Genomic DNA, 20,109 nt, shown 5'->3' with positions numbered 1-20,109 from the left:
CATATATTTATGAAGAAATTTTTATTATTTTGTTACGCAGTTGCTACATTGCAGGGATTCTCTGGCTGTTCACCCAGTCAACCAAAGGAAGATTACGGCTGGTTGAAAAACGCGATAGACACTTCTGTGCAACAACTGGAAGAAACAGTGGCGGATGTAGGGGATTCAGTCTTGTTGCCCCGTTCCATCTGGACGGGATACAATATGGATTTTCTCTGTAGCCAGTTACAAAGAGAGCCTGTAACTTTTAAAGACTCCTTGCGGATGAAACCTGTGAAAGATGCCTTGGGAAGCCGTAGATATTGCAGTTCCATCTATGATTGGACAAGCGGTTTTTTCCCCGGAAACTTGTGGTACGCATATCAGTTGACTGGTATAGAAGACTTGAAAAAAGATGCGGTGAAATTTACGAATTACCTATATCCGTTGAAAGATTATAAAGGTACACACGATATCGGATTCATGGTGAATTGCAGTTATGGTAATGCGCACCGTCTGTCTCCTGCCGACACTATCCGTCAGATATTGGTACAGACTGCTGATAATTTGTGCGGTCGTTTCGACTCGAACATAGGCTGTATCCGTTCCTGGGATTTTGGGAAGTGGAATTTCCCTGTGATTATTGATAATATGATGAATCTGGACTTATTGTTTTACGTCAATCATCTTACGAATGATTCCAAGTATAAAGAAGTCGCATTGAGACATGCTGAGACAACAATGAAAAACCACTTTAGAAACGATCATTCGTCCTACCATGTAGTAAGCTACAATAGCGATGGCAGCGTAGAAATGAAATGTACGCATCAGGGGAAAAATGATGATTCCTCATGGGCGCGCGGACAAGCTTGGGGAGTATATGGATATACATCCTGTTATCGTGAGTCGAAAGATGCAGCCTTCTTACAGCAAGCCCAAAATATCGCGGCATTAATCATGGAACGTGTAAAGACTGACGATGCGATTCCTTTGTGGGACTACGATGCCCCGAACACACCGGAGACGCCTCGTGATGCATCTGCCGCCTCTATCACAGCTTCTGCCCTGATAGAGCTCAGTACTCTTGTAGAGGACGGACAAGTCTATTTTGATTACGCCGAGAAACTGCTCAAGTCTCTCTCTTCCGATGCTTACTTGGCAAAAGTCGGCACCAACCAGGGATTTATTCTGATGCACTCTACAGGTTCATTGCCTAATGGTTCTGAAATTGATACACCTATCAATTATGCCGATTATTATTATCTGGAGGCTTTAGTCCGATATATGCAAGTAAAAGGAATTGATTATAAATCGCTATAAACGAAATTAATATACCATGAAGATAACAAAGTATATTCTTAGCTTTATTTTTCTGTTGGTTGTATTATGTGCGGAAGCACAGCAGTTGCGGAAGGAAGCTTTCGGCTTGCTGAATCTGGATTATCCGGGATTGGAGAAAGTGAAAGCCGCATATGACCGACAACAATGGGACGAGGCAGCCAAAGCCTTATTGGACTATTATCGCCAACGTACCGGCATAGGACACCCTGATATCGATATGCAGAATATCAAGATTTCCAAGGAAGAACAGAAATGGGCGGATGATGCCTTGGAACATACGTTTTTTGTGCATAAAGGCTATCAGCCTTCTTATAATTACGGCAAAGATATCAACTGGCAATATTGGCCGGTACAGGACAATGAGTTGCGTTGGCAATTGCATCGCCACAAATGGTTCACCCCAATGGGTAAGGCATATCGAATCTCTGGAGACGAGAAATATGCCAAAGAATGGGCATACCAATATATGGATTGGATTAAAAAGAATCCTCTGACAGAGGTAGAGAAAGAAGAATACGAACTGGTCAGCGCAGGCGAGGTAAAGGGAAATGCGGAAAATGTACGTTTTGCATGGCGTCCTCTGGAGGTGAGCAACCGTTTACAGGATCAAACGCTGCAATTTCTGTTGTTCGTTTCTTCGAAGGCCTTCACGCCGGAGTTCTTGACTGAATTTCTGATTAATTATCACCGGCATGCACTGCATATTCTTGGCAATTACTCGGATCAGGGTAACCACTTGTTGTTTGAAGCTCAGCGAATGGTGTATGCAGGTGCGTTTTTCCCCGAATTTAAGGAAGCAGGCGAATGGCGAAAAAGTGGGATAAGCATTTTGAACCGCGAAATTAAAAAACAAGTCTATCCGGATGGCGGTCAATATGAATTGGACCCACATTATCATCTGGCGGCAATCAACATTTTCTGCAAGGCTTTGCGCATGGCGGATGTTAATGGCTTCCGTCAAGAATTTCCCACCGGATACGTGAATACGGTCAAGAGTATGATTGAATTTTATGCCAACATTTGTTTTCCGGATTACAGCAATCCCTGTTTCAGTGATGCCAAGTTGGGAGACCGTCCGGCAGAAATCCGTAATTATCAGGATTGGCTCAAGCTATTTCCTGATTGTGAGTGGATTCGTTATTATGCCACAGAAGGTCGTGAAGGCGCTCCCTTGCCCAACCTTTCTCACGGTGCGCAGACTTCCGGCTTCTTTACTTTCAGAAACGGCTGGAAGCAGGATGCTACCGTAATGGTTGTAAAGGCCGGTCCCAAAGGGGAATGGCACTGCCAGCCGGACAACGGAACTTTTGAGTTTTGGTTCAATGGCCGGAATCTCTTCCCGGATAGCGGTTCCTACGTCTATGCCGGTGATGATGAAGTAATGAAACTTCGTAATTGGTTTCGCCGGACAAGTTCTCACAATACGTTGACATTGGATGGGAAAAACCTGCAAACAACCCAGTCTGTCACCAAACTATGGAAGCCCGAAGGCAATGAGCAGATTCTGGTGACTGAGAATCCGCATTATGATGGTTTGAAACACAGACGTTCTGTTTTCTTTGTAGACCAATCTTATTTTGTAATTGTAGATGAAGCCGTGGGAAACGCCCAAGGAGTAGTGAATCTGAACTACCATTTGTGTGAAGGTACTGTAAATATAGACAGAAAGAATAATATGCTGACTACAGTTTATGACGGCCCAAGCAACGTGAAACTGCAATGCTTTGCCGAGAAGAAAATTTCAATGAAAGAAAAAGAAGGCTGGCGTTCAACTGCCTATCGTTTACGAGTACCCCGTACAACTGTATCTTTTGATATAGATAAAAAGGATTCGGACGCTGTACGTTACATAACTATTCTTTATCCGTCGAAAAATACAGCTTCCTTCCCTATATTCAAAGCTAAGTTCCTGAACAAGGCATTTGACGAAAATGGGGTGAAAATAGAAATATCTGTTGGCGGAAAGAAACGTCAATTGGAATATAAACTATAATAACCCGTTGGCGGAATTAATTCATTACCGCTGCGGAATGACTGCAATGATACTTTAATGGTTTGTTGTAATATATTGAAGGTATGAATCTGCTTTGTAATATTTTGATTATCAGTACCTATTGGATGCATTGCATTCAGTATACGATTGAACCCTATTCAGTATACGACTGAATGGCATTCAATATACGACTGAATTAGGTTCAGTATACTGCTATTTCTTGCATCTGTATTATTTGTAAGGAATGCAGATTGCTGTTCCGTGCCTTATTGCAGTTCACAATCGTCCGGATTTTCTTAAATTCCGCCAACGGGTTATAAAAGATTTTTATAATGAATCGTTTATCATACATATTTCTGCCTTTGACTGCCATCGGAATGTCCGCTTGCAGTTCCGGCAAAGAGGAAGTGAAACGTCCGAATATCATCTTTATGATGACGGACGACCATACTACGCAAGCTATGTCATGTTACGGTGGACGTTTCCTTCAGACTCCCAACATGGATAGGATTGCCAATGAAGGTGTTCGTATGGACAATTGTTATGCGGTCAATGCTTTATCCGGCCCGTCAAGGGCTTGCATCCTGACGGGCAAATTCAGCCACATCAACGGATTCACAGACAATGCCAGCACTTTCGACGGCAACCAACAAACCTTTCCTAAATTGTTGCAGGCCGCTGGTTACCAGACTTCAATTGTCGGCAAATGGCATCTGATTACCGAGCCTCAGGGATTTGACTATTGGTGCATCCTGACCGGACAACATGAACAGGGGGACTATTATAATCCCGATTTCAACGAGAACGGAAAGCAGATTGTAGAGCAAGGCTATACAACTGACGTTATCACAGACAAGGCCATCGAATATCTGGAACACAGAGACAGAAGCAAACCATTCTGTATGATGTATCACCAGAAAGCCCCCCACCGTAACTGGATGCCCGCCCCCCGTCATTTGGGAATGTTCAACAATACCGTATTCCCCGAACCCGCTACGCTTTTCGATACATACGAAGGCAGAGGCTCTGCTGCTATAGAACAGGATATGTCCATCGAGCATACATTGACCAATGACTGGGATCTGAAACTGCTGACCCGTGAAGAAATGCTGAAAGATACGACCAATCGCCTCTATCAAGTCTACAAGCGTATGCCGGCTGATGTACAAGATAAGTGGGATTCGGTATACGCCCAGCGTATTTCAGAATACCGTAGCGGCAACTTAAGAGGGAAAGAACTGATCAGTTGGAAGTACCAGCAATATATGCGCGATTACTTGGCAACTATTGTAGCTGTGGACGAAAATATAGGAAGGTTGCTCGGCTATCTGGAGAAAAACGGTGAATTGGACAATACAATCATAATCTATACTTCGGACCAGGGTTTCTTTCTGGGCGAACATGGCTGGTTCGACAAGCGCTTTATGTATGAAGAATGCCAGCGCATGCCATTGGTTATCCGTTATCCGAAGGCCATCAAGGCGGGGAGTGTATCGAGCGCTATTGCCATGAATGTGGATTTTGCTCCTACCCTGCTGGATTTTGCCGGAGTAGATATACCAGCAGATATTCAGGGACAGTCTCTCAGGACCATTCTGGAGAATGGGGGGAAAACACCGGCTGACTGGAGAAAAGCCGCCTATTATCACTATTATGAGTATCCGGCAGAGCACTCGGTTAAAAGGCATTACGGCATTCGTACCGCTGACTTCAAGCTGATTCACTTCTATAACGATGTGGACGAATGGGAAATGTATGACTTGAAGAATGACCCGAGTGAACTGAACAGTGTGTTTGGTAAACCGGAGTATGCCGACAAACAAGCGGAACTCATTTCATTGCTGAAAAAGATTCAAAAACAGTATAAGGATGATGACCCCGATGAAAAGGTCAAAGAGTTATTCAAAGGTGACAGACGATTGATGAAAAACAGATAATCTAAATTTAAATTATGGACAGAAGAAATTTTTTAAAGCATACCGGCTGGTCTCTTGTCGGGCTGGCCGCTTCCGGTAGCCTATTATCTGCATGTCAGCAAGGAACTGCCGCAGGAAAGAAAGTCATGCCCTCTGCCAGTAATCTGAAGTATTTCTGGGGAGATTTGCATAATCATTGTAACATAACCTACGGTCATGGCGACATGCGTTCTGCATTTGAGGCTGCCAAAGAACAACTGGATTTTGTATCTGTCACTCCTCATGCCATGTGGCCGGATATTCCCGGAGCCGATGATCCCCGTCTGAAGTGGGTGATCGATTATCATACCGGTGCCTTCAAGCGTTTGCGAGAGGGAGGTTATGAGAAATATGTCGCCATGACCAATGAATACAATAAGGAAGGAGAATTCCTGGCTTTTGTTGGTTATGAGGCGCACAGCATGGAACATGGCGACCATGTGGCTCTGAATTATGACTTGGACGCACCGCTGGTGGAATGTACCTCCATTGAAGACTGGAAACGGAAAGCCCGCGGGCATAAGGTATTTATTACTCCGCATCATATGGGATATCAGACAGGCTATCGCGGATACAATTGGAACTTCTTTACGGAAGGAGACCAGACCCCGTTTGTAGAGATGTATTCCCGCCATGGATTGGCAGAAAGCGATCAGGGAGATTACAGTTATCTGCATGACATGGGTCCCCGCCAATGGGAAGGTACTATTCAATGCGGATTGGAGCAAGGTAAGAAATTCGGTATTATGGGTTCGACCGACCAACATGCAGGTTATCCGGGCAGTTACGGTGACGGTCGCATAGGTATCCTTGCAGAATCGTTGAGCCGTGATAAAATCTGGGATGCCATGAAGAACCGTCATGTCTGCTGTGCCACCGGTGATAAAATAAATATAGATTTTCGTTTGAATGATGCGTTCCCGGGTGATGTCGTACGGGGAAATAGCCGTCGTATTTATCTGAATGTGGAGGGAGGTAGCTGTATTGATTATATTGACATCGTTAAGAACAGAAAGTGCATTGCTCGTTTAAGTGGCCCATTGTTGCCCGAGATGCCAGAAGGAGATATGGTACGTTGCAAGGTAAAAGTTGATTTCGGTTGGAACCGCGAAGAACAGTATGTGCATTGGCAAGGAAAGCTGTCCATAAACAAAGGAACTATCAATGCAGTGGAACCTTGCTTCCGTGGCGCTGCCTTCACTTCTCCGCAACCGGGAGAACCAGAGTTTGAGACAAAAGTTAACCGTATTGTGTCTGTTACGAGCAAGGATACAGAGTTGGATATGTACAGTTCCAAAAACCCCAATACCACGACTCCTGCCACGCAAGCTGTCATTCTGGATGTGACTATGCCTAAAGATGGCGTGATTACAGCCGAATTCAATGGCAAGAAATTTGAGCATTCGTTGGGTGAACTTTTGGAAGGTTCCCGTTCACATTTCATGATAGGGTGGCTCAGTGAGGCTATTCTCTTCAACCGTGCAATGCCGGAAAGTTGCTTTACGGTTGAGCATTATATGGAGGATACCCAACCCGAAAGAGATACGGACTATTACTATGTCAGGGTTCGCCAGCGTGACCAGCAATGGGCATGGAGTTCTCCTATATGGGTAGAAAGAACATAATGTTTCCTTATTTGATATAATAAACTATGGAATATGCAATTGGCATTGATTTAGGTGGTACATCTATAAAATATGCTTTGGTGGATAAAGCGGGTAATTCTTTCTTTGAGGGAAAATTACCCTCTTTTGCTTCTGTTTCAGCTGCAAAAGTAATAGAGCAGTTGATAAAAGCTGTCATGTTGTTAAAAGATGAAGCTGCCAAACAAAACTGGACAGTATTGGGCATTGGGCTTGGTACACCCGGAATTGTAGATGAGACGAACCGTATCGTATTGGGAGGTGCAGAAAATATTATCGGTTGGGAAAACATAGATGTGGCTTCTCTTTTGGAAGAACAGATGAAACTACCGGTAGTCGTTGGAAATGACGCCAACCTGATGGGGTTGGGGGAAGCGAAATATGGTGCAGGGAGGGGGTGTACCCACGTGGTGTTTCTGACAGTGGGAACCGGCATCGGTGGAGCCGTCATCATTGATGGCAAATTATTCAACGGCTATGCCAATCGGGGTACGGAGCTGGGACACGTGCCATTGATTGCTAACGGTGAACGTTGTGCCTGCGGAGCGATCGGCTGCCTGGAGCATTATGCCTCGACTTCTGCTTTGGTAAGGCATTTCAGCACGTTGGCTAAAGAGCGGAATCTGAGTTTTGATATGGAAATAAACGGAGAACTAATAGTCCGCCTGTATCATGAAAATTTTCCGATGGCTGTTGAATGCATGAGTGAACACTTTTACTATTTGGGAAGAGGAATTGCCGGATTTGTCAATATATTCAGCCCTCAACGGATTGTATTGGGAGGAGGGGTTACAGAATCCGGTATTTTCTATTTAGAGAAAATAAGGGAAGTGGTTCGAGAGCATGTTATAGCCGATTGTGCCTTAAATACAGAAATTGTAGCCGCATCATTGGGTAATAAAGCCGGATTTATCGGAGCGGCATCATTAATCTTAAAATGAACGATATATCATGAAAAGTAACAAGAAATGGAGTATGCTGACATTAATCATGATGTTTTGGTTTACTATTTCATTCATTACGAATATTCTCGGGCCGTTAATCCCCGACATTATCCATAACTTTGAACTGAAGGATCTGGCAATGGCAGGGTTTATTCCGACCTCTTTTTTCTTGGCCTATGCCATCATGTCGATACCGGCAGGTATATTAATAGATAAATATGGAGAAAAGCCGGTGCTATTTACCGGCTTCCTAATGCCATTTATAGGTACTACCTTGTTTGCATGTTTCCCTTTTTACCTGATACTGCTTCTGTCTTCTTTCATCATTGGTTTGGGAATGGCCATGTTGCAAACTGTAATCAACCCTTTGCAACGTGTTGTCGGCGGAGAGGAGAATTATGCGTTTATAGCAGAGTTGGCACAGTTTGTATTCGGAGTAGCCTCTTTTATCAGTCCCTTGGTTTACACTTGGCTGATACATGCACTGGAACCGGAAGTTTATCAGCAGGGACAGAACTTTTTGCTGGATATTCTGGCAAAAGTTACTCCGGTTACTCTTCCCTGGGTTTCTCTGTATTGGGTATTTACAGCACTGTTGTTGGCTATGCTGCTCGTTGTGTCATTCGTTCATTTTCCGCGCATTGAATTGAAAGATGATGAACGCAGTGGTTCCTCCTCTTCCTATAAAAAATTGTTCCGTCAAAAATACGTATGGCTTTTCTTTTTGGGAATCTTCTGTTATGTCAGTACAGAACAGGGTGTCTCTATTTTTATGAGTACCTTCTTGGAACAGTATCATGGCATTGATCCAAAAACTGTCGGTGCACAAAGTATCAGTTATTTCTGGGGTTCGATGACCGTCGGTTGCCTATTTGGTATGTTCTTGCTGAAGCTGATAGACAGTAAACGTCTCCTACAAATATCAGGACTGCTTTCCATGAGTTTACTCTTGATCGCATTGTTCGGTTCTGCAAAAGTTGCGGTATGTGCATTTCCGGCAATCGGTTTCTGCATTTCAATGATGTACTCCATCGTATTCTCACTGGCTCTGAACACAGTAGCCCAGAATCACGGTTCTTTTGCCGGTATTCTTTGCTCCGGAATTGTGGGAGGCGCAGGAGGTCCGCTGTTTGTCAGTCTGCTATCCGATACCACTTCATTACGCATAGGAATGCTCCTTATCTTGGTTTTCATGGGATATATTACGTTTATCGGTTTTTGGGCACATCCACTGGTCAACAATAAGACAGTCAGCCTGAAAGAACTGGTTGGTTTCAAAAACAAAAATAAAATACTGAGATGAGAAAGATATTATTAGGCTTACCCGCCTTTTGCCTATTGATGGCATGTGGCAGTTCCGAGCAATCTGCTGTCATAACAGTTTCCGGCGAGACATTGATGCACGAAGTTCGTGCAACTCCCTCTCCTGCGAATGGTGCTTGCGTTAAGATGAATCCGCCGCGCTTTATGTGGCCGGATAAATTCCCGCATTTAGGTCCGGTATTGGATGGAGTTCCGGGACAAGTGGATGAAAAACCGAAAGTAGTCTATCGGATTCGTATTTCTCAGGACAAGAACTTTCAAAAGGAAGTGTTGATTGGGGAACGCGCCTGGGCTTTTTTCAATCCTTTCCAGTGCCTGGCTCAGGGAAAATGGTACTGGCAATATGCTTACGTCACTCCTGGAGGTAAAGAAGAATGGTCACCGGTTTATCAATTCCATATAGGTAAAGATACACCGGAATTTAATCCGCCCACATTGGAGAAAGTCTTGGCAAAATATACGTCTCACCACCCACGCGTATTATTGGATGCGGATGATTGGGAGGAAATTATAACGAAGAATAAAAATAATCCGGAAGCTCAGGCCTATATGGACAAAGCTTCCCGGTGCATTTCTCATCCGTTGAAGCATCTTCAGGAAGAGATAGATACAACAAATGTAGTTACATTAACCAATGTAGTACAGCGTGAGTCAGCCCTTATCCGCGAGAGCCGTAAGATTGTGGATAGAGAAGAAGCCAATGTGGAAGCATTGGTACGCGCCTATCTGCTGACGAAAGACAAGAAGTATTATCGTGAAGGCATCAACCGGTTGAGTGAAATCCTTTCCTGGCAAACAAGCAAATACTTTGCAGGTGACTTCAATCTATCCACTTTGCTCTCTATGAGCACATCGGCGTACGACGGGTTCTACAACCTGTTGTCTCCGTCAGAAAAACAGTTATTATTAGATAATATCCGGAATATCGGGAATAAATTCTATAATGAATACGTTAATCATCTGGAGAACCGTATTGCAGACAATCATGTATGGCAAATGACTTTCCGCATTCTTACAATGGCGGCCTTTGCCACAGTTGGTGAGATTCCGGAAGCATCCGTGTGGGCAGATTATTGCTATAATGAATGGATCTCCCGTCTTCCGGGACTGAATAAGGATGGTGCTTGGCATAATGGAGATTCATATTTTCATGTAAATATACGCACACTGATAGAGGTACCGGCCTTTTTCTCCCGTATATCCGGTTTCAATTTCTTTGCCGATCCGTGGTATAACAACAATGCTTTATATGTCATTTACCAGCAACCTCCCTTTTCCAAATCCGGAGGACATGGCAATTCGCATGAGGGACAGCGCACTCCGAATGGAGGTCGCGTAGGATATGCAGATGCGCTGGCACGCGAATGTAACAATCCGTGGGCGGCAGCTTATGTACACGAAATTATGCAGGAAGACCCTGATATTCTGTCGAAAGCTTTTGAAGCCAAACCGGCGGACTTGACCTGGTATCGTTGTACGACAAAAAAGGAGAGGCCTGCTTATAGTAGTAAGCTGTTGGAGCTGCCTCAGTCCAAAGTTTTCAGCCAGACAGGCACTGCACTGATGAACACAGACATAGGACATCACACCAACAATGCCATGCTCTCTTTCCGTAGCAGCCCCTATGGTGCCACTTCCCATGCTTTAGCTAATCAAAACGCCTTCAATACTTTCTTTGGTGGAAAGGCAATTTTCTATAGCAGTGGACATCGTACCGGCTTTACAGATGACCATTGCATGTATGCTTATCGGAATACTCGCGCCCATAATTCCATATTGGTGAATGGTATGGGACAAAAGATTGGAACGGAAGGTTATGGATGGATTCCTCGCTATTATGAAGGAGAAGAAATCTCCTACGTTGTAGGTGATGCTTCTAACGCTTATGGAAAAGTGGTTTCTCCGTTGTGGCTGGAACGTGGGCGCTTGTCTGGTACTCAGTATACACCGGAGAAAGGTTGGGATGAGAATAAACTGGATTTTTTTCGAAGACATATTGTTCAGCTGGGACGTTCGGGTTTGTTCGTTGTTTATGACGAACTGGTTGGTAAAGAACCGGTAGAATGGAATTTTCTGCTGCATACGGTAGAACTGCCCATGGAAGTCGCTGAAGAGAAAGACGGATTGCGCATCTTAGGAAAGAACAAGGCAGACGGAGTATCTATAGCTCATCTGTTCTCCTCACAGAAAATGACTTATGCGCAAACAGACACCTTTTTTGTGGCTGCTGTTGATTGGAAAAAACGACTTGGCAAAACTCTCTCCAATCATTATCATTTTACAGCAACGACAGCTTCTTGCAGCAAAATCTGTTTTCTCAATGTGATTGATGTACATGGAAACAACCGTGCCGATGCTGTAATTAATCGTGAAAGGAACCGCATAACAGTAGAAGAATGGGTTATCGAATGTAATCTGGAAGGTGAAGGTAATGCGTTCTTGTATATAGAGAATAAACAGAACGGTGTTTCGCTGGACTTCAATTATGACTCAAACAAAGGTGCTACGACCATCATAGATCGGGTAGACGGAAAGAAAGTAGAAAAAAGGCTGGTTGATGCCTTACCGGAACTTGAAATATGATATCACTTTAAAACAAAATTGAATTATTGAAATAATATGGTAAAAGAAAATTCAATGAAGTATTTGGCTTGTTTTTCGTTGTTATGCTCTTCTATGGCTTCTGCCATCGAACGTCCTAACATCATCTACATCTTCACCGATCAGCAAACGGCCAGCGCCATGAGCTGTGCCGGAAATCCGGATCTGCACACTCCCAACCTTGACCGTTTGGCAGCGGCCGGTATACTATTTAATAACGCTTATTGTACAGCTCCACTCAGTGGCCCCTCACGTGGAGCTATGTTTACAGGGTACTATCCGGATGCAGTAGGGCTGTCTGTCAACGGATCACCGATGCCCGACTCTCTTAAGGCACAAACACTGGGCACTTTAATAAAGAATGCCGGTTATGATTGTGCCTATGGCGGTAAATGGCATCTTCCTTTACTCGAAGTTCCAGACAAAGAATATGGCTTCGACAATATATATAAACATAGTGATGATGGGCTGGCAGAAGCTTGTGCCGAATATCTCTCGCGCAAACATAAAAAGCCGTTTTTTTTGGTGGCTTCCTATGACAACCCACATAATATCTGCGAATATGCACGTCGTCAGAACTTCCCTTATGGAAATATTGATATACCTGATATACGGGATTGTCCGGGATTGCCTGCCAATTTTGCCAAAAACCCGTATGATGCTGACGTCATTGAAAGTGAAAGAATCAATAACTACAATGTATATCCAACCGCTGGTTTTACCCCCGAAGACTGGCGTATGTACCGATATACTTATTATCGCTTGGTAGAAAAAGTAGATAGAGAAATAGGAAAGATTATTGATGCCATCGATCGGAATAATCTTTGGGAAAATACAGTGGTAATCTTTTCCAGCGATCACGGCGATGGTATAGGTGCCCATCGTTGGAACCAGAAGTCTGCTTTATATGAGGAGATTATCAATATCCCTCTTATTGTAACGCTGCCAGGCAAGAAGAATGCAGGCAAAGTGTTACCCCAGCTTATTAGTAACGGTGTAGATTTCTTTGCCTCCGTGTGTGACTGGGCAGGTGCCAAAATGCCGAAGGGAGCAGCAGGAAAGTCTTTCCGGAAAATTGCAGAGGAAGGAAATCCGCAAGCTTTACATCAAGAATATATCATCACCGAAACACGGTTTGACGGTAGCAAGACGAGGGGCTGGGTAGTACGTAGCGAACGTTATAAATATGTGCTTTACGATAAAGGAAGATATCGCGAACAGCTGTTTGATATGCAAAATGACAGAGGGGAAATGAGAAACCTGATAATGGAAAACTCATATGGCCAGAAACTGCAAGAATTACGCGATATTCTTGAGAAATGGATGAACATCTATAACGTACGTCCAAGTCGCCCGAAACTGCATGATGTCCCTGGGAAAACACTTAAAAATGTTCATAAGTAACGTTTGTCTGATGGCTTAATCACAAGGAGGAGTCGAAATGACCAATCAGTTTTATGCCTAACTGGCATTGTTTAGGTCTCGTGTTTCTCATTCTGATATGAAGCTTGATTAAGAGATCTTTTCAGTGAAAGGTACCGGGTCCTATCAATCTCAACTTGGCAAATGTAACCCTTCGCTTGGCCATGCTGAAGTTTACAATTATGCTTCAAGTTTTAGAATTGAATATCATCGCTTGTATTGAATAGGTGTTAAGTAACTTCTGTTTATAGAATTTTCAAAGCCACCAGGCTCGAAGGCCGTTTCGGTACACAAAAACAGTATTACTCACTATCGAAAATTAAAGTACGGAACAGGAAAACAGAAATCCTATAGAGGAAGTTGTTAGGCTTCTTCCAAACGGATAAGATTTTAGCTCAGAGAGAGAAAATACAATAAAATGGCATATGAGATGGTAGGAGCAAATCATCTGCATATGCCATCTTACTTTTTTATGACATTTACTGAATATCCCTAATTAAGGGGCTATTCGAAAATAGATAGCCCCTTAATTAGGGATATTATTATAGTAAAATCCTTTTATTCTGAAACTTCATTAAGTTCACTGCTCTTTTTGCCTTTTATCAGTATGTAAGCGATAGGAGATGCAACGAACAGAGAAGACATTGTACCGAATACAACACCCAGAATCATGGCGAATGCGAAGCTGCGGATGGAATCACCACCGAGGATGAAGATACACAGTAACACAATCAAAGTACTCAGTGAAGTATTGATGGTACGTGCCAGAGTTGTGTTCAATGAGTCATTGAACAACTGGAATCTGTCACGCTTCGGATAGAGGCCGAAGAATTCGCGTACACGGTCGAAGATTACCACCTTGTCATTGATAGAGTAACCGATAGCTGTCAGGATGGCACCGATAAAGGTCTGGTCGATTTCCAGAGAGAACGGCATCCAGCCCCAACAGATAGAGTAGGCACCCAGGATGATGATGGTATCACAAGCCAATGCGGCTACTGAACCGATACTGTATGCAATATTGCGGAAACGGATCAGGATATAGATACCGATGGCAATCAATGCAAGTACAACGGACCAGATGGCTGAAACCTTGATATCGTCTGCGATACTCGGACCTACCTTCTGGGAACTGATGATACTTCCGCCCGTATGGTTTTCGCGGTCGATGAAGGTTTCCAAAGTGATGTTCTGAGTCAATACCGGCTTCAGAGTCTCATACAGATATGCTTCGATTTCAGAGTCGATGTTGTTACCTTCTTCTTCAATGCGGTAGTTCGTGCTGATACGTACAGTCTTGCCGTCTGTACCGATAGCGATAACGCTGACATTGGCATCGCCGAACTTGCTGGAGATAAGTTCACGAATCTGTTCCGGTTCCACTTTGTTCTCAAACTGTACCTTGAAGTTACGTCCACCGGTGAAGTCGATGCTCTGGCTCAGTCCACGGGTAGCGAGGAAAGCGATGCATACAACTACGGCAGCTCCGGTGATGGTCAACCACAGCTTGTTTCTGCCCATGAAGTCGAAGTGTACGTTCGCCATTAGGTTCTTGGAAATCTTGGAAGAGAATGTCAGGTTCAGCAATTTGTCTTTGCCCATGAAATAATCATAGAACAGACGTGTCATGAACACGGCAGTAAAGAACGAAATCAAGATACCGATAATCAGTGTAGTGGCAAAACCGCGGATAGGACCTGTACCGAAGTTGAACAGGATGATACCGGTGATGATAGACGTCAAGTTGGAGTCGAAGATAGCAGAGAAGGCGTTGGAGTAACCGTCAGCCAATGCTTTCTTCACACCCTTGCCTGCACGGAGTTCTTCTTTGGTACGCTCGTAAATCAATACGTTGGCATCCACAGCCATACCCAGCGCCAACACCATACCGGCAATACCGGACATCGTCAATGCTGCCTGGAAAGAAGAAAGGATACCCAACGTGAAGAACAAGTTCAGCACCAAAGCACCATTGGCAACCATACCCGGAATGAATCCGTACATAGAGCACATGTAAACCATCAGCAGAATCAATGCTACGATGAATGACATGATACCGGCATTGATGGAAGCTTGTCCCAGTGAAGGACCTACGATATCTTCTTGTACGATGTGCGCAGGAGCTGGCATCTTACCTGATCTTAACACGTTTGCCAAGTCTTTTGCTTGTTCCGGAGTAAAGTGACCGGTAATCTGTGAGTTACCACCAGTGATTTCATTGTTTACGTTCGGTGCGGAGTAAACGTAACCGTCCAGCACGATAGCGATGCTCTTGCCGATATTCTGCTTGGTGAGCTGAGCCCAACGGCGTGCACCGTCAGTGTTCATGGACATACTTACGGCAGGTTTACCGTAATGGTCGTATTCGTCTTTGGCGCTAACCACTACATCACCTTCCAGAGGCGCCTTGCCGTTACGTTCTGTAGAACGGATGGCATAAAGTTCGAAAGTCTGAGCTTTCGGATCATATTCATAAGGAGATACTCCCCATTTCAGACGCAAGTCTTTCGGCATTTCGGCTTGAACTTCCGGCATGGAAAGGTATCTGTTGATTTCAGCTGTATCCTTGTAGTTGGCATAGGCTACAACAGGACCTTGTCCGCTGGGGTTGACTTGCAAGATTGCGAACAGCGGGTGTTCTTTCTTTATTTGTGCAAGGTCAGCGGGTTGTGTCTTGTTTTCACCCTTTAAAGCAGCGGCAAGACTGTCGGCTGTGCTGGTAGCTTGGGCTACGGCAGGAGCTTCGGTAGCTGCGCTGTCTGCCTCTTCTGCCGGAGTTTCGCTTGCAACGATGGCACGCAACTTGGTGTCGGCAGCTTGCAGATAGGGAGTAACGTCTTTTGCTGTGTATGTTTCCCAGAATTCCAGATTGGCGGAACCTTGTAATAATTTTCTTACACGTTCAGGTTCTTTGATACCCGGAAGTTCTACCATGATACGGCCCATTTTGTCTTCCAGACTCTGGATATTGGGCTGAACTACACCGAAACGGTCGATACGGGTACGAAGTACATTGTAGGAGTTGTCAACAGCTGCCTTTACTTCTTCGCGCAATACTTTCTCAACTTCCGCGTCGGTAGATTTCTGAGTTACCTTGTCTTTTAATTGTTGGGTTGCGAACAGTTGTGAAAGAGGAGCACCCGGAGCAAGCTTGTGATACTCTCTGACGAATAGGGTGATCACGTCATCCTGGCTTGTGGTAGCTTGTTTGGCGGCAGTGACCAATGCTTGGTTGAATGCTTCGTCAGTCTTGTTGTCAGCCAATACTTTGATGACATCGGGTACGGAAACTTCAAGGATGACGTTCATACCACCCTTCAAGTCCAAACCTAAACTGATTTCCATCTCACGACATTGTTTCAGCGTCCAATTGCCGAAATACACTTTCTCATTAGCCAGAGAATCGAGGTAGTCCTGCTCTACTTTCACATCGCCTTTTGCAAACTCTTTGGCCTTACTTGTGTAATGGCGAGTTACAAAAGAGAAGGAGAGATAGAACACACACACCAGTGTGAGCAATATCGCAAAAACCCTTACAAATCCTTTGTTTTGCATGTTACTTTTAGTTTATTATGATTACTTTTTAATTAAATTCTGTTGCATACAAGGCTGCAAATATAGCTTTTTTTTCACAAATCTTACTTCATACCGCGATTTTTTAACATCGGGTCTAATTGAGGCTCAGTTCCTCTGAAGTTTTTATAGAGAGTCATCGGGTCTTCGCTGTCTCCTTTTTCCAGAACATTCTGGCGGAAGAGGTCGGCTGTCTGCTTGTCGAAGATACCGTGTTCCTTGAAAGCTTCGAAGGCATCGTTGTCCAGAACATTGGCCCAGAGATAGCTGTAGTAGCCTGCAGCATAACCGCCGATGATGTGGTTGAAGTATGTGGTACGGTAGCGGGGAGCTATTTCCGGAATCAGCCCCAGTTGGTCCATCGCTTCTTTTTCGTATGCAACGACATCAAGACCTTCGGTATCAGTCAGGTTATGCAGGTTCATGTCGAGGATGGCGGCGGCCAGCAACTCGGTAGTCATGAAACCCTGGTTGAACGTTTTCTGGTTCAGTATCTTTTCAATCAGGCTGTCGGGAATGACCTCGCCGGTCTTGTAATGCTTGGCATACATTTTCAATACTTCGGGTTCGGTAGCCCAATGCTCGTTGATTTGAGAGGGGAGTTCCACGAAGTCGCGTACGACATTGGTGCCTGAAGTACCTTTATACTGGCATTGGGTCAATAATCCGTGCAGGGCATGGCCGAATTCATGGAACAAAGTTTCCACTTCGTCGATAGTCAGCAGGGAAGGAGTGTCGCCTACGGGCTTGGTGAAGCTGCATACGTTGCATACCAATGGACGTATGCTGCCTTGTTGTTCGCGGTAATTGCTCATCCAGGCAGCACCGCTTTTGCCGGGACGGGGGAAGTAATCTACATAGAAGATACCTACTTGTGAGCCGTCTGCGGCTTTCACTTCAAACACTTCTACATCGGGATGATAGACGGGGATACCTTCGAGCTTTGTCAGCGTGATGCCATAGAGCTTATTGGCAACGGCAAAGGCGCCTTCACGTACGTTTTCCAGTTTGAAGTAGGGCTTAATCTCTTCTTCTTCGAGGTTATATTTCTCCTTACGGAGTTTTTCGGTGTAGTACCACCAATCCCATGCTTCCAGTTTCTCTCCTTTGCCTTCCTTGTCCATCAGCTTTTGCAGTTCGGCTGCTTCGGCTTTTGCTTTGGGGAGTGCATAACTCCACAAGTTGTTGAGGAAGTCCATCACGGCGGTGGAATTCTTTGCCATTGTATTGTCCAATACAAAGTTGGAGTAACAGTCGAAACCCAGCAGTTGCGCCTTTTCAAGTCTCAGGCGTACGATGTCGGTAATGATTTTCTTGTTGTCGTTCTTGTCATTGTTATTGCCGCGGTTGATGTAGGCCTTGTACATCTGTTCGCGTAGCGGCCGGTTAGCAGAGTATTGAAGGAAAGGCAGGCGGCTTGCATTATGGAGGGTAAACAGCCATTTGCCTTCCTGTCCGGTGGCACGGGCTTCAGCCATGGCGCTTTCGCGGAACCATTGGGGAAGTCCGGCGAGGTCTTCCTCTTTTCCTACATAAAGCTTGAAGTCGTTGTTTTCGTTCAGGATGTTGTTGCTGAACGTGATTCCGAGTGTGGAAAGCTGCTTGTTGATCTCACGCAGACGGGCTTGTTTGTCGGCCGGAAGATTGGCGCCGGAACGGATAAATTTCTTATGGGTTTTTTCCAGCAGCCTTTGTTGTTCGCGGGTCAGGCCGAGAGCATCTTTCTGGCTGTAGACAGCATCCACTTTCTTGAAAAGCTCCTGGTTGAGGGAGATGTTGTCTTCGTGTTCGGCCAATGTCGGAGCCAGTTTCATGGAAAGGGCTGTCAGTTCATCGGTAGTTTCGGCCTCCGTCAGGTTGAAAAATACACCACCTACACGGTCCAGGGTGGGAGAGCTGTTGTCAAGGGCAACAATGACATTTTCGAAAGTAGGGGCTTCCGTATTGTCAATGATGGCTTGGATGTTGGCATTTTGCTCTTCCATGCCTTTCTGGAATGCGGGTTCATAGTGCTCCAACTTGATTTTATCGAATGGAGGCACGCCATTGGGTGTTTGAAACTCGGTAAGGAACGGATTGCTTTCCGTCTGGGTGGCACAGGAGTACATCATACAACTTACTGCTAAAATTAGAATACATTTCTTGAACATTGTTTTCTAAGTATTAAATGGTTAAGTATTAATTTTCAATATCTCTTAGTGATATAGCACCATATCGGATAGTGGTCTGACTCTTTGATGGAACGGTCTACTGTACAATTGTAGGCTCTCAGGTTCTTGCTTGTCAGTATGTTGTCTATCCGGAAATAGAATCTGTTCTGGTTGTAGGAGATGCCCAGCCCCCGTCCTGATTGGGTGAATGCGTCGTCCAAATCCTGGGCGATGGTGCGGTGGGTATAGGAGATGGGGGTATCGTTGAAATCGCCGCATACAATAATGTAAGGATGCGGTGAAGCGGCTATTTCATGTGCAATAGTGTCAGCTTGCGGGGCACGGATGGCCGATGCTTCTGCCAGCTTGCGTATGAGCAGGCGTGCGCCGCTTTTCACTTTTTCCTTTTCGGGAGATTTCAGCATGTCTTCGTACACGACTTTATCGGCTTTGGTCAGCTTGTTGGACTCCAGATGATTGTTGATGAGGGTAACCGTGTCTTCCCCAATCTTGATTTCATAGAGTACCGAACCGTTGTATTCGCTGGGATAATCCAATATGCGTGACGAGAGAATCGGAAATTTAGAGTAACATGCTATCTTGTTGGTATGTCCCTTTCCGCTACCCACTGTGTTGATGCGGTGGTATGGATATGCCTTGAGTTCCCGCTCTACGTCTTTTTGCGAAAGATGCTTTGAGGATTGTACTGTGGAATATTCCTGCAGACAGAGGATATCGGCGCCACTTTCCTTCAAATAGGTCAATATCGGGTTTTTGCCATCTTGTTTGGCGGCACCGTCAAATCCCATAATGTTGTAGGAGAGCAGTTTGATACTTGTTTCCGGTAAGTGGTCTGTATGGAAGTTGATGGGCAGATAGGTGCGTATCTGCGAATAGCAGAGCAACATCCCTATTAGGGGCAGCAAAGCCGACCTATAGCGCTGGATGACCAGCCAAAAAATGAGGAAGCCGGCATTTATCATCAGGAACACGGGAAATGTCAGCCCCAGGCACGATTGCACCGGATGTGTGACCGGCTGGATGTGCGGACTATAGGCGGTGAACAGTAATAGGCCCGTAAATAAGGCATTGACCGCTAAAATCAGGAGAGCGACAAAATTACCGAGATGCTTCATTATAATAGTTGAAAATTGAAAGGTGAAAACTGAAAATAAGAGTGGCGGT

General features: G+C 44.8%; 11 protein-coding genes. 8 read left to right on the top strand and 3 right to left on the bottom strand.

The genetic code is table 11. The annotated features are described in order from the left end of the window. The first annotated feature begins 9 nt into the window (after positions 1 to 9). The 8 genes from ACESTD_RS08205 to ACESTD_RS08170 all read left to right on the top strand — a co-directional run bounded on the left by ACESTD_RS08205 (position 10) and on the right by ACESTD_RS08170 (position 13,183). Positions 10 to 1,299, top strand: coding sequence for a DUF4995 domain-containing protein (locus ACESTD_RS08205; protein WP_061412161.1), 1,290 nt, complete (start codon positions 10 to 12; stop codon positions 1,297 to 1,299). Between the two features lie 16 nt (positions 1,300 to 1,315). Then, entirely contained in the window at positions 1,316 to 3,313 is a 1,998-nt protein-coding gene (gene hepC / locus ACESTD_RS08200) for a heparin-sulfate lyase HepC (RefSeq protein WP_373158767.1), read from the top strand. Between the two features lie 332 nt (positions 3,314 to 3,645). Further along, positions 3,646 to 5,250: a sulfatase gene (locus ACESTD_RS08195; RefSeq protein ID WP_195583481.1), complete on the top strand. Its 1,605-nt coding sequence runs from the start codon at positions 3,646 to 3,648 to the stop codon at positions 5,248 to 5,250. A 14-nt stretch (positions 5,251 to 5,264) separates the two neighbouring features. Next, positions 5,265 to 6,893 (top strand): Tat pathway signal sequence, encoded by a 1,629-nt coding sequence (locus tag ACESTD_RS08190; protein ID WP_182424319.1) that lies wholly within the window; start codon positions 5,265 to 5,267, stop codon positions 6,891 to 6,893. A gap of 26 nt (positions 6,894 to 6,919) precedes the next feature. Continuing rightward, positions 6,920 to 7,852, top strand: a complete 933-nt coding sequence (locus ACESTD_RS08185) for an ROK family protein (protein ID WP_016272388.1) — start codon at positions 6,920 to 6,922, stop codon at positions 7,850 to 7,852. Positions 7,853 to 7,862: 10 nt separating this feature from the next. Next, complete coding sequence (locus ACESTD_RS08180; RefSeq protein WP_035447167.1) at positions 7,863 to 9,158, top strand: sugar MFS transporter; 1,296 nt, start codon at positions 7,863 to 7,865, stop codon at positions 9,156 to 9,158. Further along, positions 9,155 to 11,761 carry a DUF4962 domain-containing protein gene (locus tag ACESTD_RS08175; RefSeq protein ID WP_373158768.1) on the top strand — a complete coding sequence of 869 codons (2,607 nt, stop codon included), beginning with the start codon at positions 9,155 to 9,157 and terminating at the stop codon, positions 11,759 to 11,761. Before ACESTD_RS08180 ends, ACESTD_RS08175 begins: the two co-directional genes overlap by 4 nt. Before the next feature lie 54 nt (positions 11,762 to 11,815). Then, a complete protein-coding gene (locus tag ACESTD_RS08170) occupies positions 11,816 to 13,183 on the top strand; it encodes a sulfatase (RefSeq protein ID WP_016272391.1) in 1,368 nt (455 codons plus the stop codon). Between the two features lie 576 nt (positions 13,184 to 13,759). Here ACESTD_RS08170 and secDF read toward each other — a convergent pair. The 3 genes from secDF to ACESTD_RS08155 form a co-directional block, all read right to left on the bottom strand. Then, on the bottom strand, positions 13,760 to 16,756 hold the full coding sequence (gene secDF, locus ACESTD_RS08165; protein WP_022402179.1) for a protein translocase subunit SecDF: 2,997 nt from the start codon (positions 16,754 to 16,756) through the stop codon (positions 13,760 to 13,762). An 83-nt stretch (positions 16,757 to 16,839) separates the two neighbouring features. Further along, positions 16,840 to 18,924 carry a M3 family metallopeptidase gene (locus tag ACESTD_RS08160; protein WP_373158769.1) on the bottom strand — a complete coding sequence of 695 codons (2,085 nt, stop codon included), beginning with the start codon at positions 18,922 to 18,924 and terminating at the stop codon, positions 16,840 to 16,842. A 35-nt stretch (positions 18,925 to 18,959) separates the two neighbouring features. Continuing rightward, positions 18,960 to 20,060, bottom strand: a complete 1,101-nt coding sequence (locus ACESTD_RS08155) for an endonuclease/exonuclease/phosphatase family protein (protein ID WP_005834432.1) — start codon at positions 20,058 to 20,060, stop codon at positions 18,960 to 18,962. Positions 20,061 to 20,109 lie beyond the last annotated feature (49 nt).

The organism is Bacteroides sp. AR20, from assembly GCF_964250605.1.
Classification (GTDB): domain Bacteria; phylum Bacteroidota; class Bacteroidia; order Bacteroidales; family Bacteroidaceae; genus Bacteroides; species Bacteroides uniformis.
Note: the sequence above shows the minus strand (reverse complement) of the source record. Positions and strands in the feature narration are given on the sequence as shown.

Coding starts and splice junctions, on each gene's coding strand:
- ACESTD_RS08205 (WP_061412161.1), top strand. CDS start 10: ATGAAGAAATTTTTATTATTTTGTTACGCAGTTGCTACATTGCAGGGA.
- ACESTD_RS08155 (WP_005834432.1), bottom strand. CDS start 20,060: ATGAAGCATCTCGGTAATTTTGTCGCTCTCCTGATTTTAGCGGTCAAT.
- ACESTD_RS08175 (WP_373158768.1), top strand. CDS start 9,155: ATGAGAAAGATATTATTAGGCTTACCCGCCTTTTGCCTATTGATGGCA.
- secDF (WP_022402179.1), bottom strand. CDS start 16,756: ATGCAAAACAAAGGATTTGTAAGGGTTTTTGCGATATTGCTCACACTG.
- hepC (WP_373158767.1), top strand. CDS start 1,316: ATGAAGATAACAAAGTATATTCTTAGCTTTATTTTTCTGTTGGTTGTA.
- ACESTD_RS08195 (WP_195583481.1), top strand. CDS start 3,646: ATGAATCGTTTATCATACATATTTCTGCCTTTGACTGCCATCGGAATG.
- ACESTD_RS08190 (WP_182424319.1), top strand. CDS start 5,265: ATGGACAGAAGAAATTTTTTAAAGCATACCGGCTGGTCTCTTGTCGGG.
- ACESTD_RS08185 (WP_016272388.1), top strand. CDS start 6,920: ATGGAATATGCAATTGGCATTGATTTAGGTGGTACATCTATAAAATAT.
- ACESTD_RS08180 (WP_035447167.1), top strand. CDS start 7,863: ATGAAAAGTAACAAGAAATGGAGTATGCTGACATTAATCATGATGTTT.
- ACESTD_RS08160 (WP_373158769.1), bottom strand. CDS start 18,924: ATGTTCAAGAAATGTATTCTAATTTTAGCAGTAAGTTGTATGATGTAC.
- ACESTD_RS08170 (WP_016272391.1), top strand. CDS start 11,816: ATGAAGTATTTGGCTTGTTTTTCGTTGTTATGCTCTTCTATGGCTTCT.